The sequence below is a fragment of the Staphylococcus sp. MB377 genome (assembly GCF_001922505.1).
Taxonomy (GTDB): domain Bacteria; phylum Bacillota; class Bacilli; order Staphylococcales; family Staphylococcaceae; genus Staphylococcus; species Staphylococcus haemolyticus.
The window spans coordinates 141521-156159 of sequence record NZ_MAON01000011.1; the positions used below are offsets into that span (position 1 = coordinate 141521).

Sequence of the window (14639 nt, forward strand, 5' to 3'; positions counted from 1 at the left end):
GGAGGAAACACGTTATGTTAAAACGACGTAGTTCGAAATTCTTAGGACTGCTAGCCACACTAGCCTTAGCCATAGTGTTAAGTGCTTGTGGTAATAGTGGTAGCGGTAGTGGTTCATCAGACGATAGTCAAACATCACTTGGTAATAAAGAAATCGAAATACCTTATATCGCGAGTGATAATTCAACACCACGTTCACTAGTTATAGCAGAGGTTTTGAAAAAAGCAGGTTATGATGTAACAACTACACCAGTAACAGCAAGTGGCCCGTTATATGCTACTGTATCAGAGAACTCTGATTCATTCCATGCATCAGGTATCTTCCCTACTACTGATAAAAGTTACTACGATAAGTTCAAAAGTAAATTAACAATTTATGATGATAAACATTTAATTGATAACGCAAAAGTAGGTTTAGCCGTACCTAAGTACGTGCAAGATGTCGACTCAATTAGTGACTTAAAAAACAGTGACTTCGGAAAATCTGTAGATTGGACAATTCAAGGCACAGACGCACGTAATGGCGTTATGCAAGAAACTAAAGATGAACTTGATAGTGACAACTTGGATAAATATAGCTTGAAAGAAAGTTCTGACCAAGACCAATTCAAGAAAATTCAATCTGCTTTTAAACAACAAGAACCTATCGTCTTCACATCAATGGAACCTAGCTGGTTCTCTAAAGAATTAGACGTTAAAATGTTGAAAGATCCAGACAACATTTATGGTAATAATAATCAACATATTGACTTAGTATTTAACAAAGACTTTAAAGAAGCACATCCAGCTGCATACACAATTGCAACACGTATGGCAGATGATTGGAGTAAATCTGAAGAAGACAAATTAGCTAAAAAAATCTTTGTTGATAACAAAAATCCAGAACAAGTAGCTAAAGACTATGTGGATGATAATGATAATAAAGTAGATGAATGGTTAGAAGGTATTGAGACTAACTAATTACAAAGTTAAGAAAGATAAATAAAGAATATGCTCGTTTGGTGTAGCATATTTAAAACTCATAATGCAAATTTACAGTAGCAAACCGAGTTGAGAAGGCACTTAAGACAAACTCTTCTCAATCGTAGCTATTATTGCGAGGGAGTGAAACTAAACTCAGTTTCGCTCCCACTTTTTTATATCGCTCTTATAGTATTAAACGTTTCAAATAACTTATTTACTCTTTTTTTATAAACAAATTTAAACGTAGTATCAGTTGTTATGTTTGGAAAAATCAACTTTATTGTGATAAATTACTCTTATTACGTCAAGCTATCTGACTAGATTAAATAAATAGGAGAATCAGATAATGCCGTCAGCAAATCAAAAGCGTATGATTAAACATATTCATGAAACTGTATTTATACTTTTACATGATTATCATTTTGATGAAATCACCGTACAAAAAATATGTGATATTGCAGAAATCAACCGCAGTACGTTCTACAGATACTTCCAAGATAAATATGAATTACTCTACACTTTAACTGACTTTATTACACAACAAATTATAGCTAAAGGTGACACATCAGCAGACATTACAACCCCTGAATCATTTGAAGACTTTATCTATTACATTGGTAATAATAAAAAGATTTTCAAACATCTATTAGTTTCGTCTCGACAGGCAGATGTATTTAGAAGTTTAACGAATGTGAGTCGCGAAATGATGTTAAATAACTCAACTCGTAAGCGTAACCCCTTAGCGCAAAAGATTAGAGAAAGTAAACATCCTGAAATTGTAGCTGATTTTTACAGTAGTGGCGTAATAGAAGTACTACGACGTTGGGTAGAAAATGACTATAACTATACAGTTGAAGAAGTGTTTGAAACATTAAATAAAGTGCTTGAAACATCATTATATTGTTATGATAAATAAAAGCAATCTCACATAAATTAAGAGTGAGATTGCTTTTTTGTCATTTGCGTTTTTTAACGTCTACTGTCTTGTAAACCATAAAAATACTATTAGCTATGATTAATAATGCTAGAATGACCATTGGCCAAATACCTATATTAATCATATTAAATATAATGAGTACTATCATCAAAATAAGATTTAATGCGTTTGAAATCATTAATGATTTATCCACTGAAACCACCTCTTATTACGTTATAACCTAATTCACTAAATTTAATTAGAAATTGGTTACCTCAATTAATATTTCCTACGTGGCATGCATAGTGCAATCATAATAGCGATAATACCAATCATAGCTATAATATTAAATTGTACTGTGAAACTTGAAATCGTATTTAAGACAATGCTTAGAATAGGTGCAATCGCAGTACCTAAGAATAAAATAAATGTGTTTACTGATAAGAAGAACCCTTGGTTACCTCGAACAGTTAAGCCTACTTTAGAAATTGTTGATGGAATTGCGAAGGCGATACCACTTACAAACAGCACACTCCAAATAATTAGTAACACGATGTTTGTTGTTACAGACATTAAGATAAGTGCTACTGTACTCACAACTAATGAACTTAAAATAAGATTTTTAACACCTATGCGATCACTGATTCGTCCTGCAATTAGGGACAACAACATACCAATAATACCAAACAGTTTAGCATTAATCGCAGTTGTTTCATCCCCACCAATTGTATCGGAAGTGACGTAATGATTAAACACTGTATACATACTAATAAACATCGTCAACAATGTTAACGACACCCCATAGCATAAGAGCACGGATTTATTCGTTTTAAAATCACTAAAATTATTAAAGAATTTAAGTAATTGGATGTTGGGGTTCTTCACAGGACTTTCAGGAATTTGTCTATGAATAACAAAAGCTAAGATGATATATAGCACCGTTAAAGTGAAATAAACCATATGCCAATTTGAAAAACCTACTATGATCTCACTTAAATTTTGACCAATAATCCCTGATAACATGAAACTCGTACTAATGAAACTAATCGCAGTCATACGTTTGACCGATGAATAAGTTTCTGTCACGTATGTGATAGATACTGGTGAAAAGGCAGCAGCAAATATACCTTGTATCGCTCTTAAAACGACCAGTATTGCGAAAGAATGTACAAAACCTATGACCATACAAATCATTACAAGCCCACAAATTCCAAATAATATGGTGCGAATTCTCCCATATTTTTCTGAAATAGTCCCATAAAACAAACAACTTACTGAATATGTAACGGAAAATGCAACACCATTTAAAGTTGCAACTGATTGTGGAATTTTAAAGTCTTTAGCAAACTCTGCAGTTAATGGAATAGCCGTATATAAACTGCTCATTACTATAATTCCCGCAATAAAGAATATGGTTGTTATTTTGTTGTAATTCATTGTTTTTTGGATAGACATTTGCTTCTCCCTTCTTTCTATTTTCTACAACATTCCTATTATGACACTTTCACTTATTTTTCAAAAGACTATTTGAAATTGACAAAATACTTTTAAAGTTCTTTCATTTAAAAATCACATATTCGCTTTTTAAAATAAAAAATCTCTAATTCGAAACATTTCTATTGACTAATCTTAAAATAAGGACTACAATTCTAGTATAAAATTTATACCAATGGAGGTGACGTGTTGAAAATAGAATTAGGATTGACTTCATTTGCAGATAATGGGGATATGGTTATGCCTGATGGTACACAAGCTGCTGTTTCAAATGCTCAGAGAATTCGCGATATTGTAGAAGAAATTGAACTAGCTGATCAATTAGGATTAGATATATATGGATTGGGTGAACATCATCGTCCTGATTATGCTGTATCAGATCCAGTGACCGTACTTGCTGCTGCAGCATCAAGTACTAAGCATATTAAATTGTCATCTGCAGTAACTGTGTTATCATCAGATGACCCAGTACGTGTGTATCAACGATATGCGACATTAGACGCCGTATCTAATGGACGTGCTGAAATTATGATTGGACGAGGGTCATTCATCGAATCTTTCCCATTATTCGGTTATAATTTAAATGACTACGAAGACCTATTTAATGAAAAGTTGCAATTATTACTAAAAATCAACGAACATGAAGTTGTAAGTTGGGATGGTAAATTACGTCCAAGTTTCGACCCAACAGGTATATATCCACGTGTCGAACATGGTAAGTTACCTATTTCCATTGCAACTGGTGGTACACCTGAATCATCATTAAGAGCTGGTGCCTTTGGGTTAACAATAACGTATGCGATTATTGGTGGTAATCCTAGACGATTTACACGCAATATTGAGATTTATAAATCTGTCCCAGAATCTTACGGTCATAATCCAGACGAATTATCCGTATCGGTACACTCATGGGGGTACATCGCTGAAACAGACGAGAACGCTAAGAAAGAATTCTTCCCTTCTTTAAAAGCACACCATGATATTTTAGGTCGTGAACGTGGATGGCCTAGCTTTGACGAGAATATGTTTGAAAGAGAAGTAGGAAGTCAAGGCGCAATCTATCTGGGTAGTCCTGAGACGGTTGCTCAAAAAATTATTGAAACTGTTGAAACGTTAGGTCTTAACCGTTTTATGATTCATACACCTGTAGGTTCAATGCCTCATGAGTATGTAATGAAATCAATCCGTCTATTTGGCGAACGCGTTAAACCTATTGTTGATAAATACTTTGAAAACAAATAAAAAGGAGTTTTTTAAATTATGATTTTACGTTATGCTGCAAACTTAAAACTTGCTAAAGAATTATACACTGCTTCAAAACCTAAATTAAAAGGTGACCAAGAAATGAAAGATACATTCCAAAATGTATTCGGCTTACCAGAAAGCTCAGTTAAATTAGCTGGTACTGTAGAAGCTGCTGCCGCTGCTTTTTATGCTGCTAGTTTCTTAAACAAAAACTTATCACGTTTAGGTTCAATTGCTACTTTCGGTGTATTAGGCGTTGCTGCTTACAAACACTTTGAAGCTGGACATGGTAAAGAAGGTGCTCAACACGCTTTAGACTTATTAGGTTTAGCTGCATTAAGCTTTGCTGATACTTTCGATTGCGATAACAAATAGTATCGTTAAACTTTATAATGTAAAAGTAGGACGTGCGATGACTATCATCACACGTCCTATTTTTAATGTTCACTTTTTTAAAAATTCTGGGAAAGTTTTTGGTTTATCATGCACTAGTTGTTCAAAATCATTTGAATGTTGATCAAGTAACCCTCTTGCACCTGCTTCGTACATTGATGCAAGCAATGCACCAAACCCTTTAGGTTCATCATACATTTCTGAGAACTTTTCCAAAGAAACAGGACTATATTCAATCTTAGAACCTGCTGCTTCAGACAAAATTGCTGCTAATTCTGTCATAGAATAACTATAGCCAGAAAGTAAATATCTGTGTCCAAATTTATCTGGTTGTTGTAATAATGCTACGATACCTCTAGCAATATCATCTCTAGAAATATAATTAATACGGCCATCACCCGCTGGATAAATGAGTTTCCGCATATCTGCAAGTTCTGGTAAATAAGGTTTCAATGGATCCATATACATCGCCATTCTGACATAAGTATATTTAAGACCACTAGATGCAAGTAAACGTTCAGCGTAGCCAAAGTATGGACTCATATGGAAAGGATTATTATGTTGATCTGCATAGTATCCAATAAACATAATATGTGAGACATGTGCTTTATGAGCTGCACTAACTAAATTCTCCACTTCTGGGAGTCGCTTAAATGACGGATGAATAATACTCGGAATAAATATAACCGTATCAATACCTTTGAATGCACGAACCATACTTTCCTCATTAAAATAATCTAATTCTCTAACGCCTACTTTATCTTTCCAGTGTGATGGCATTTTATCTGGATTACGTATCCCAATATTAAAATCAGACACCTGTTCTTTAACTGCATGTTCAGTGATATGTGACCCAAGATGCCCGGTTGCGCCTGTAAGTAAAATTGTCATTACTATCGCTTCTTTCTTTTATAATTTAATTACTTTCTATAGTACTGTATTGCCCAAATTTGTCTGGATATACGTATTCTTAATGACATTGTTTCGAACTAACCTACACAAAATAGTGATTATTGTAACAGCTCATATTTTTCAAAGATATTTTTTCAACATGTCAGGCGTAACATGACAGTATGAGATATCCTCTGGATGTTTATCGAGTCTGTCTTGATGTTCCTCAGCACTTGCAACGTAATTATTTAAAGGTAACACTTCTACGGCAATTCGCTCTTTATCAGGTCGTTTTGAGATGAAGTCGCGTGCTTCTTCAAGATGCTTCTGTTCATCACTATAAATACCTGTACGATATTTGGGGCCTTCATCAACACCTTGTTTGTTAATACTATATGGATCTATAATCTCAAAAAGATAATTCATTAAGTCAGTAATTGATGTCTGCATAGGGTCGAATGTCGTTTTGGCACATTCTGCATAGCCGTCATATTTGTCACTAAGTGTTTCAGATATCCCATTTGCACGTCCCGCTTCAGTCGATAAGACACCTGGCAATGTTTTTATAAACGCTTGAACTCCCCATAAACATCCACCTGCAATGTACACAATTTCCATCTTTAACACCTCATTTCGAATCATAATTAAAAAAATAAAAGGAACTTTGTCATAGTTCCTTCTATTCTATCAAATTATTTCCTAACTAATGCGATAATTCCAGCAACGAGGATTAGAATACCTGATAAATAACCAAAAAATCCTAATATATATGAATTATTGCAGCAACAATAAGTATAATACTAATTAAAACACGTCTTTTATTAATTAAACAGCTTAATGTTAAAGTTATTGCTGATAAAATAATAGAGCTGGTTGCCACAATAGTCATTAATCCAACTAGTTCTGAACCATAACTTTTATCATAGTTTGTTAGAATTAGTGCAATCAATCCACCAATAATTCCAAATATATTTCCTGTTATTCCAAGAATCATTTCAATAATTCTGTTAGTTGGCTTAGGTTCATTCATATAATTATGTTCCATTGTTGTCTCCTTTTCTATGCTGCGTCATCTTCAGAAGAAGTATCTTCTGTATCTTCTGTTCCACTGTCTAATGATGAATCATCAGAACCAGGACCATTTGAAATGTCATCAGATTCAGATGCTTCATTTTCAGCTTATTCTGCTTGTTGTTGTTCATATTCTTCTTGAGCCAATTGGTCTTCATAATCTTGCATTGCTTTTTCGTATTCTTTTTCGCTTTAGCATTTTCTTTCTCATACAATGCTTCTACACGATCTTCTAATTGATTATACTCAATTTCTAACACATCTTTAGATACATGGTTCATCTTTTCACCATCAGTGAGTGAATTATATTCATCTACTAAAGCATTATACATATAAGCAGGATATGTCACGCCCAAGCCCGCTTGATCAGAATCATCATTTTCTTTTTTACTAGAAGATGTTGTATCTGATTCGTCCTCAACATCTGTAGTTGAGCTAGCCGAAGTATCTTTAGTGACATTTAAATTCTTAATTTCTGATTTATTAATAATCCATTGTGCCCTAACTTTGTTGAAATTAGGTACGGTATCTAATTCTAAAGTATAATGATCACTATCCGGTACATCATAAGTAATGTAGCCTGATGCAGTGTTATGCTGATTTAATTGGTGGCTAAATCCTTCATGCATATCTTCACTACCATACCATTCTTCATAATTCTCGTTATTTACTTTCATACTGAAATCAGTATTATCCATTAAAACTTGATCATCGTTATTATTTCTAAACTTTATGTATACTCTCAAGGCTTTGCCATTTACAGGCGCACTATACTCATCATGGTTATCTACGAATTCTACTTTAACTACTTTAATATCTACACCGTCATCATCCACGACTTGACCTATTTTAAATTTTTTCATTTTGTCTGTAGCTTTAGCCTTGTTATTGGCTTTTTCACCTTCTGCTTTATCTTTGTTGTCACTGAAGGAACATCTTCCTAAAAATACTAAAAATATAATACTTATAAAAAATAATCTTTTCATATTAGCCTCCTCATCTTTTTGTAAATTGAAAAGATACTATTTACATATATTTTTTATACTTGATTTAAATTTTTTAGTGACATAAATAATTAATTGTTATCCCAACCTTTCATACTCTTTTATATGAATTTAAGAAGATAATACGAATTATTCATAACTTTTTCAGAATTAGTTTTTAAACTGGAATTACAAATTCAGATAAAGGAGTGCATATGAATGACTGGTATCATATCATCAGTATTATTACTCATTTCAATGGGGAGTTTAGCAGTAGCTTTTTTAACAGGAATATACGAAATACTTTCATGGTTAAGAGATAAAGATTATTCTCCTACATTTAAAATTCCCGTATTATTCTTTGGTTTATACGTGCTATTCTATATACCAACATTTATATTAATTAATTAATAAAACATGGAGGTGAAATATATGGAGGGGTTTCATATTTTATTAGTAGAAGACGATGAAACCATCGCTAAAAATTTAAAACAAATATTACAACAAAAAGGTGCACAGGTGACATTAGATAGAACTGGAGATAGCGTTTTTAACGTATTGAATGACGTTCATATCATTATTATGGATATTATGTTACCCAATAATGATGGTTTGTCTATCACTGATGGGATAAGAAGCATTTCTACTATACCTATTATTTATTTATCAGCAAGAGTTGATATCGATTCTAAAGTTAAAGGTTTGAATAATGGCGATGATTACCTTACCAAACCTTTCAATCCGAGAGAACTTATTTCTAGGATTAATAATCTTTTAACTATCCATTATGCTGATAAAGAGGCTCAATTTTATGAGTTTAAAGTTAATGCTAAAGACAAGATAATCAAATCTAATGATGGAAAGCAATTATCTTTAACTAAAACGGAACGTCGATTATTTTTCTATATGTATGAAAACAGAGATTTGATTTTAACTAAGGATCAAATTATTGATTACGTTTGGCAATTTGAATCCGCTTCTGAAAATACTTTGAACGCTTATGTAAAAAAATTAAGAACTAAGTTATTAGATTCTGGAACAATTATTGAGACAATTTATGGTATTGGTTATAGATTAAATGGGGGCTAATTTATGAGACTATTAAAAAAATACTATATGTTCATGGGATTGGGTTTATTATCGATACCTCTAGTTTTTTTAGCTATCAATAGTATGATACTACTATGTATTCTATTTATTGAAAAAGTCTTGGGTTATCCAATCGGTTTAAATTTTAAATCCAGTGGTCTTACAATAATTTTTTATATCTTTTTCTTCTTAATTCTAATTACTTTAGTTATTATTGCTTCACGCTATGTATATAAAATTGTGGATCGTTTACGTTTACTTAATGATAAATTATTAGACATTGCTAATAGTGACAAATTACCTAATAAATTAGACATACCTACTCATATAAATGACGAAATTGATGAAGTTGGCCAATCTATAAATATCTTAATAGACAGACTAAGATATAGAGAGTTAGAAATCATCGAAAACAAAAAGCAAGAACAAAATTACATTAATCAACTTGCCCATGATATTAATACGCCTCTAACTGCATTAAATTTAGAGTTATACCAACTCGGATTTCAATACCAAATTAATGATAATGATATAGAGTTATCTTATGAAAAGATAAACTATATTTCTAATTTAATTAAAGCATTACCTAACAAAGATGATATTTCTAGATTTTATACGTTTAACCACCAAGTTGATATACAAGCATGTATAAACACAACAATTGATAAATGGCACTATCTATTAGATTCAAAGAACATTCTAACCATTCTAAATGTTGAAGGTAACCCTATTTATTGGCTTGGTGACCAATTATGGTATGAGCGCTTATTTGATAACATTATTTCTAATATTTATAAACATTCTGATTCATCGCGTATTACCATTTTTCTAAACGAGGATTATATTACTATTCAGGATAATGGTATTGGCTTTAATGATATGTCTACTAAATCTAAAGGTTTAACTATTATTAAAGATATTTGCGAAAGATTCTCTTTAAAATTAAATATTAAATCTGATTCTAACGGTACTATAATCACTATTGAAAACAACAGAGAGTAATTATTTATATAAATCATTTATTTGTTAAAACTAGATATACTTTCTTAAAAATTGTTTTAAATTAAAACTACATAAGAAACATAAGCGTTCACATTCTTTCGTGTGTAGTTCTAAGATAGATTACGAAACATAGTTGCGAAGACTCCTAGGGGAGCATCCCAACTAAAGTGGAATGATGAACCTAAGTGCTATGACACACCAGGAACGCGTATCAACTTATTTGAGTAATCATCTATCTAAGAATACCTTTACAAAACAAAAAAGCTTTTGAGTAAAAGTAGACTTTTTGTAAGTCTTCATTTATCTCAAAAGCTTTATTATCCTCATTTAATGATTTAACGCATTCGTAATGACATTTTTAAACGTAGTTTCTTCAATACGATTATTCTGTTCTTGTTGTGCATTGACTCGCTCTTTAAATACACTTGGTTCCTTAACAATTTCATTTAATATATCAATTAATTGTTGAGGTTCGTCTTGCTTTGCAATATTCTTTTTAGCAATAAATGAACGACTATGCGCAGTTTCATCATAAGCCAAAATTAATTGATTATGGAGCATTGCACGTTCAATAGCATTAACGATTTCTCCACCTTTATTGATATCTAAATAAACATCACATGTTTGGAATAATTGATCAATCTTCGCTTGGGTGATTGTTGGATAAAGTTTAACGTTATCATATTTACCCAAGCCCATTAATTTAGCTGACATTTCGGTAATAGCACCAATATGAAATTCATAATCTTCACACTGTCGTATAATTTCTTCTAAATTGGGAAGATCATCAGAATTCGTTAAATTAAGTACTTGCTTGTTATAATTATTAGACTTCTGATAATCATACAAGTAGCCCAATTGACTGATGAAAGGACGATACTGCGCCTCAACATTTGATGTAATAGCCTCAAATTCTGCACTATCTGGGATAATTACTTTTGAATTCAGCGTCTCTTTATCTAACAATAACTTCATATTTCCCGGGACATTACTATGACTTTGTTCTTGCCAGAATAACACTGCATTCGACATATGATTCGATTGATATAACACGAAAAATGGTGTTGCCAATGAATTGATGAAGACAGTTGAAGTATCAACATCTATTTGGTCTAAATAGAAGCTAATGAAGTCTTGTTTTGACGCAAAGAAATGCGATTGACCTTGCCAATCTAATATAATATCTTTTGTGACAAAGTTTTCATATAATACTTCTTTCCCTTGACGATCGACGTAAGTCTTCAAGATGGGCTTTTTATTTAAATCATATACCGTTTCCGCAAATTTAAATCCATCTTTGTTATAAAAATCGACCGAACGCAAACGGTCCTTTGTATCAAACCACTCCACAAAACTCACAATTCGATTTTTAAAATGCTCGCGATAAAATATTCGCCCTCTTACATTACCATTATCTATAATTTCTGCATGATTATAATTACCTTTAATTTCCCATAATGGTGGCACTTGAACCTCATTAAAAAAGCTGGTTTATCGTCATCGTTTCGTTTATAATTTGCAAAAAATTGATACGGCGTCATGACGTTATCGGGTAAAAAACCGTCATCATCCATTACAATGGTCTCATGTTTAAATCCTGCAAATTGAAGTGATTGTTGAAGTTTTTGTGATGCTTCATCAAATATTTCAAATAAATTACACTTACTTCCCAATTGACTAATTGACCACAATTAATTTGAATGTACATCATTATAATTCACTTTACATGTAAATTGCAACAGAATTAGAACATCTATATATATAGTTTTTCTAGGTTTCATTGCACAAAACTCAATAACATTCAATCATCTATTCAAAATTGATTTTAGTGTTAATCTTGCAATACGTATATGAAGCTTGATTTAATAAGATATAATGGCAAAAATAACCTCAACCAATAAACATAACCACTTCAATGATTAGGGTTAAAATTCATTAAACTGCATGTAAATACATAGAATTAAACTATATAACAATTTTGTAACTATCCTAATTTTATTCATCGTATTTAAAATAAGAATGTATTGAAGAATTATTATTGAATACAGAATATTTAAGTTGAAATAGAACTAGTTTCCTCTTATTAAAATATAGTTTTCTTATACTTTTAAAATTGAAATTTAAAAATTAATCAAAAAGCTTTAAGAAGAAAGTATTATTTAATTACTGGAGTGAATGTCCAAAGAGGGAAATATCTATTTAAAATGTGAGAATAAAAAATGTTAGAACACTCAAGAAATAAATTAAACATAATATAGATTTAAGGTTGAAACGTATTCGTCTCAACCTTATCCTTACACTTCTTTAACCATGTTATACCACTTTATACCAGCATGTTGTGAGGTTGACTCTCCCTCATTGTTGTAGCCATAACGTTCATACAATGACACTAAAGCTTCTCGACATGTGAGTGTCACACCGCATCTTAATTGTTGCTTCGCCAGTTTCTCAAATTGCTCTAACAGTTTGCCCGCAATCCCTTGTCCTTGATAATCTTTGTTAACGACTAGACCTAATACACTAAGATAACCACCACTGTTAGGGTTGGATTGAATCTCTTCAAATAAGTCGTCGGTTATATATCGTTGATTAATTACAGGTCCATTAATATATCCGATTATGCGTCCTTCCTTTTCAGCGATAATGAATGTATCAGGTATTTTATTGATTCTCTGTTTCAAAGTTTTTGGCGTTGCCGCTTCATCTGGCGTAAAGCTCTCATTTTCAAGTTTAATAAGTGAGAACAAGTCTTCTTCTGTAACTTTGCGTAATTGCATTAAAACACCCTCTCTTAGTTTCAAAAAGTTGATTATATAATAGCTTACGCTTGTCTTAAATAAATGTATGACAAAACTGTCATTCAGTTGATAGAAGATATTAAGGTTTAAATTAAATTATTATGTTAAGTTATAAATATACATATTTATGATATTTTTAATTATTAAATAATCATCTTTATGTATGAAGAATGCTTTTTACTAAGGAGTGAATAAATTGATTAAAAGACGTTTTAAATATGCTTTTGGAACAACATTGGTAACATCATCACTATTACTTATGTCACACGGCCATGCTTTTGCAGCAACAAATAACATTGACCAAGCGTTCAACCATGATAACAATGGTCAACCAATTACATCCCAAGATAATAACAACAATGTAGATCCTGGATTTAACCACGATGTTGATGACAATAACGATACTGATCCTGGGTTCAATCATGATGTAATTAACAATAATGACGCTACTAAACACCAAGCTGAAGATAACGACATGGGATTCAATGGCTATGCTGAGCAAAATGGTCTAGTTAAACAAACATCTAAGTCTAATTCTCAACAAGACCCTGCTAAACACCAAGCTGAAGATAATGACATGGGATTCAATGGTTATGTCGAGCAAAACGGTCTAGTTAAACAAACATCTAAGTCTAACTCTCAACAAGATCCTACTAAACACCAAGCTGAAGATAATGACATGGGATTCAATGGCTATGCTGAAAAGCATCATTTAGTTAAACAACAAGATCAATCACCAAAATCACAAATGAATTCGACACTTAGTAAACAAGCAACTCGTTCTCAAGAAACGAGTCAAACTTCATTACATCACGAATTACCTATGACAGGTGAACGCGCCTCAACGACAACGTTTGTTTACAGTTTTATAGCTTTCATATTAGGCGTAGGTGTCATTAGCCTCAGACGTAAATTTTCGAAATAAGCAATAACTATATTTTTCTAATTATCTGTTACTTTTATTACTAGAGCATTTCTTTTATGCATATGAAAATGAAGAGGCTATCATTAAAGGTGTATTAACCTATAAGCGATAGCCTCTTTTTTATAACTTCTAAACTAATAATAATTTAATGCCTCTAATAATATTTTTAATGAACAAATAAACGCCTACTACCACCAATACAACTGCAATTGTCCATGAGCCAAATACAATCCAGCTTTCTGTATTAGTTGATGCATTGCCCATAACACTAGCAGATAGCATCAATGCTAATGGCGCTAATGTAAAGCAAACCCAAGTAAGTATATGGTTAAATAAAGCTTTACGTGCATGAGTTGATACAGATTTGTCAGCGATAATCCACATTACAATAGGTAATAGTATCGGTGCAAAAAACACACTTAAATAACTTATAGATGATGCAATATTTTCATTTCTACTACCATAGAATTCATCGTTTCTATATTTATTACTATTTACATTTTCCATATTTACTCACCTCACTTATATATAAACATATAAAATAGGAGACTTTTAGGAAAAGCGTCCAAAATTACAACTCTGTAAGTTTCGGATAGTTTATAATTTTGTAGAAATGTGAGACATAACTATGGCAAATAAATTAGTGAATGAATGCTTAAAATTTATATCTTAATGCAATAACATTTCAAAGCAGTTAGAACACAATGCTGTAATTCATCGACAAGGTTATAATGCTGACAAACGTGATGCTTATGCTGCGATGTCAAAAAGGTTCGTCATTCCTACAATGAAGTCAAAATCATTTTTGAAAACACTTTACATAGGGTTTTTAAAACATAAAAAATAAACCATGGTAATGGGACGCCACTC

16 protein-coding genes and 1 pseudogene are annotated in these 14639 nt (G+C 31.9%); 8 read left to right on the forward strand and 9 right to left on the reverse strand.

Annotation, left to right across the window (positions count from 1 at the left end; genetic code table 11):
- The first annotated feature begins 14 nt into the window (after positions 1-14).
- Together BB045_RS02670 and BB045_RS02675 are read left to right on the forward strand one after the other, a co-directional pair.
- A complete protein-coding gene (locus BB045_RS02670) occupies positions 15-959 on the forward strand; it encodes a glycine betaine ABC transporter substrate-binding protein (protein ID WP_053036055.1) in 945 nt (314 codons plus the stop codon).
- Between the two features lie 349 nt (positions 960-1308).
- Complete coding sequence (locus BB045_RS02675) at positions 1309-1878, forward strand: TetR/AcrR family transcriptional regulator (RefSeq protein ID WP_075140453.1); 570 nt, start codon at positions 1309-1311, stop codon at positions 1876-1878.
- Positions 1879-1918: 40 nt separating this feature from the next.
- On the opposite strand, the gene BB045_RS12115 is transcribed toward BB045_RS02675, so the two are convergent.
- Together BB045_RS12115 and BB045_RS02680 are read right to left on the reverse strand one after the other, a co-directional pair.
- Positions 1919-2092 carry a hypothetical protein gene (locus tag BB045_RS12115; RefSeq protein WP_174165700.1) on the reverse strand — a complete coding sequence of 58 codons (174 nt, stop codon included), beginning with the start codon at positions 2090-2092 and terminating at the stop codon, positions 1919-1921.
- A gap of 65 nt (positions 2093-2157) precedes the next feature.
- The gene (locus BB045_RS02680; protein ID WP_176743863.1) at positions 2158-3327 is read right to left on the reverse strand and encodes an MFS transporter; all 1170 of its coding nucleotides are present in this window, start codon (positions 3325-3327) and stop codon (positions 2158-2160) included.
- A gap of 234 nt (positions 3328-3561) precedes the next feature.
- Here BB045_RS02680 and BB045_RS02685 point away from each other — a divergent pair, with 234 nt between their 5' ends.
- Together BB045_RS02685 and BB045_RS02690 are read left to right on the forward strand one after the other, a co-directional pair.
- On the forward strand, positions 3562-4614 hold the full coding sequence (locus tag BB045_RS02685; RefSeq protein WP_070581034.1) for an LLM class flavin-dependent oxidoreductase: 1053 nt from the start codon (positions 3562-3564) through the stop codon (positions 4612-4614).
- 18 nt (positions 4615-4632) lie between these two features.
- Positions 4633-4992 carry a DoxX family protein gene (locus tag BB045_RS02690; protein ID WP_037538195.1) on the forward strand — a complete coding sequence of 120 codons (360 nt, stop codon included), beginning with the start codon at positions 4633-4635 and terminating at the stop codon, positions 4990-4992.
- A gap of 69 nt (positions 4993-5061) precedes the next feature.
- Here the strand turns inward: BB045_RS02690 and BB045_RS02695 are convergent, their stop codons facing one another.
- The 4 genes and pseudogenes from BB045_RS02695 to BB045_RS02710 form a co-directional block, all read right to left on the reverse strand.
- Complete coding sequence (locus tag BB045_RS02695; protein WP_070581036.1) at positions 5062-5901, reverse strand: SDR family oxidoreductase; 840 nt, start codon at positions 5899-5901, stop codon at positions 5062-5064.
- A gap of 141 nt (positions 5902-6042) precedes the next feature.
- On the reverse strand, positions 6043-6519 hold the full coding sequence (locus BB045_RS02700; protein WP_070581038.1) for a peptide-methionine (S)-S-oxide reductase: 477 nt from the start codon (positions 6517-6519) through the stop codon (positions 6043-6045).
- 74 nt (positions 6520-6593) lie between these two features.
- Positions 6594-6946: pseudogene (locus BB045_RS02705) on the reverse strand (hypothetical protein).
- Positions 6947-7013: 67 nt separating this feature from the next.
- The gene (locus BB045_RS02710; RefSeq protein WP_240565814.1) at positions 7014-7958 is read right to left on the reverse strand and encodes a DUF4352 domain-containing protein; all 945 of its coding nucleotides are present in this window, start codon (positions 7956-7958) and stop codon (positions 7014-7016) included.
- A 216-nt stretch (positions 7959-8174) separates the two neighbouring features.
- Between BB045_RS02710 and BB045_RS02715 the strand changes: the two genes are divergently transcribed.
- From BB045_RS02715 to BB045_RS02725, 3 genes are read left to right on the forward strand one after another with little or no spacing between them, the layout of a single operon-like run.
- Entirely contained in the window at positions 8175-8366 is a 192-nt protein-coding gene (locus tag BB045_RS02715; protein WP_037538190.1) for a hypothetical protein, read from the forward strand.
- 21 nt (positions 8367-8387) lie between these two features.
- Complete coding sequence (locus BB045_RS02720; RefSeq protein ID WP_053036069.1) at positions 8388-9044, forward strand: response regulator transcription factor; 657 nt, start codon at positions 8388-8390, stop codon at positions 9042-9044.
- A 3-nt stretch (positions 9045-9047) separates the two neighbouring features.
- Entirely contained in the window at positions 9048-10046 is a 999-nt protein-coding gene (locus tag BB045_RS02725; RefSeq protein WP_037552131.1) for a sensor histidine kinase, read from the forward strand.
- A gap of 327 nt (positions 10047-10373) precedes the next feature.
- Here the strand turns inward: BB045_RS02725 and gtfB are convergent, their stop codons facing one another.
- Together gtfB and BB045_RS02735 are read right to left on the reverse strand one after the other, a co-directional pair.
- Positions 10374-11513: an accessory Sec system glycosylation chaperone GtfB gene (gene gtfB / locus BB045_RS02730; protein WP_240570485.1), complete on the reverse strand. Its 1140-nt coding sequence runs from the start codon at positions 11511-11513 to the stop codon at positions 10374-10376.
- 827 nt (positions 11514-12340) lie between these two features.
- Positions 12341-12823, reverse strand: coding sequence for a GNAT family N-acetyltransferase (locus tag BB045_RS02735; RefSeq protein WP_053036071.1), 483 nt, complete (start codon positions 12821-12823; stop codon positions 12341-12343).
- Between the two features lie 208 nt (positions 12824-13031).
- On the opposite strand from BB045_RS02735, the gene BB045_RS02740 reads away from it, so the two are divergent.
- A complete protein-coding gene (locus BB045_RS02740) occupies positions 13032-13769 on the forward strand; it encodes an LPXTG cell wall anchor domain-containing protein (RefSeq protein ID WP_256323921.1) in 738 nt (245 codons plus the stop codon).
- Positions 13770-13898: 129 nt separating this feature from the next.
- Here the strand turns inward: BB045_RS02740 and BB045_RS02745 are convergent, their stop codons facing one another.
- Positions 13899-14276 (reverse strand): magnetosome magnetite crystal formation protein family, encoded by a 378-nt coding sequence (locus tag BB045_RS02745; RefSeq protein ID WP_070440521.1) that lies wholly within the window; start codon positions 14274-14276, stop codon positions 13899-13901.
- Positions 14277-14639: the final 363 nt, after the last annotated feature.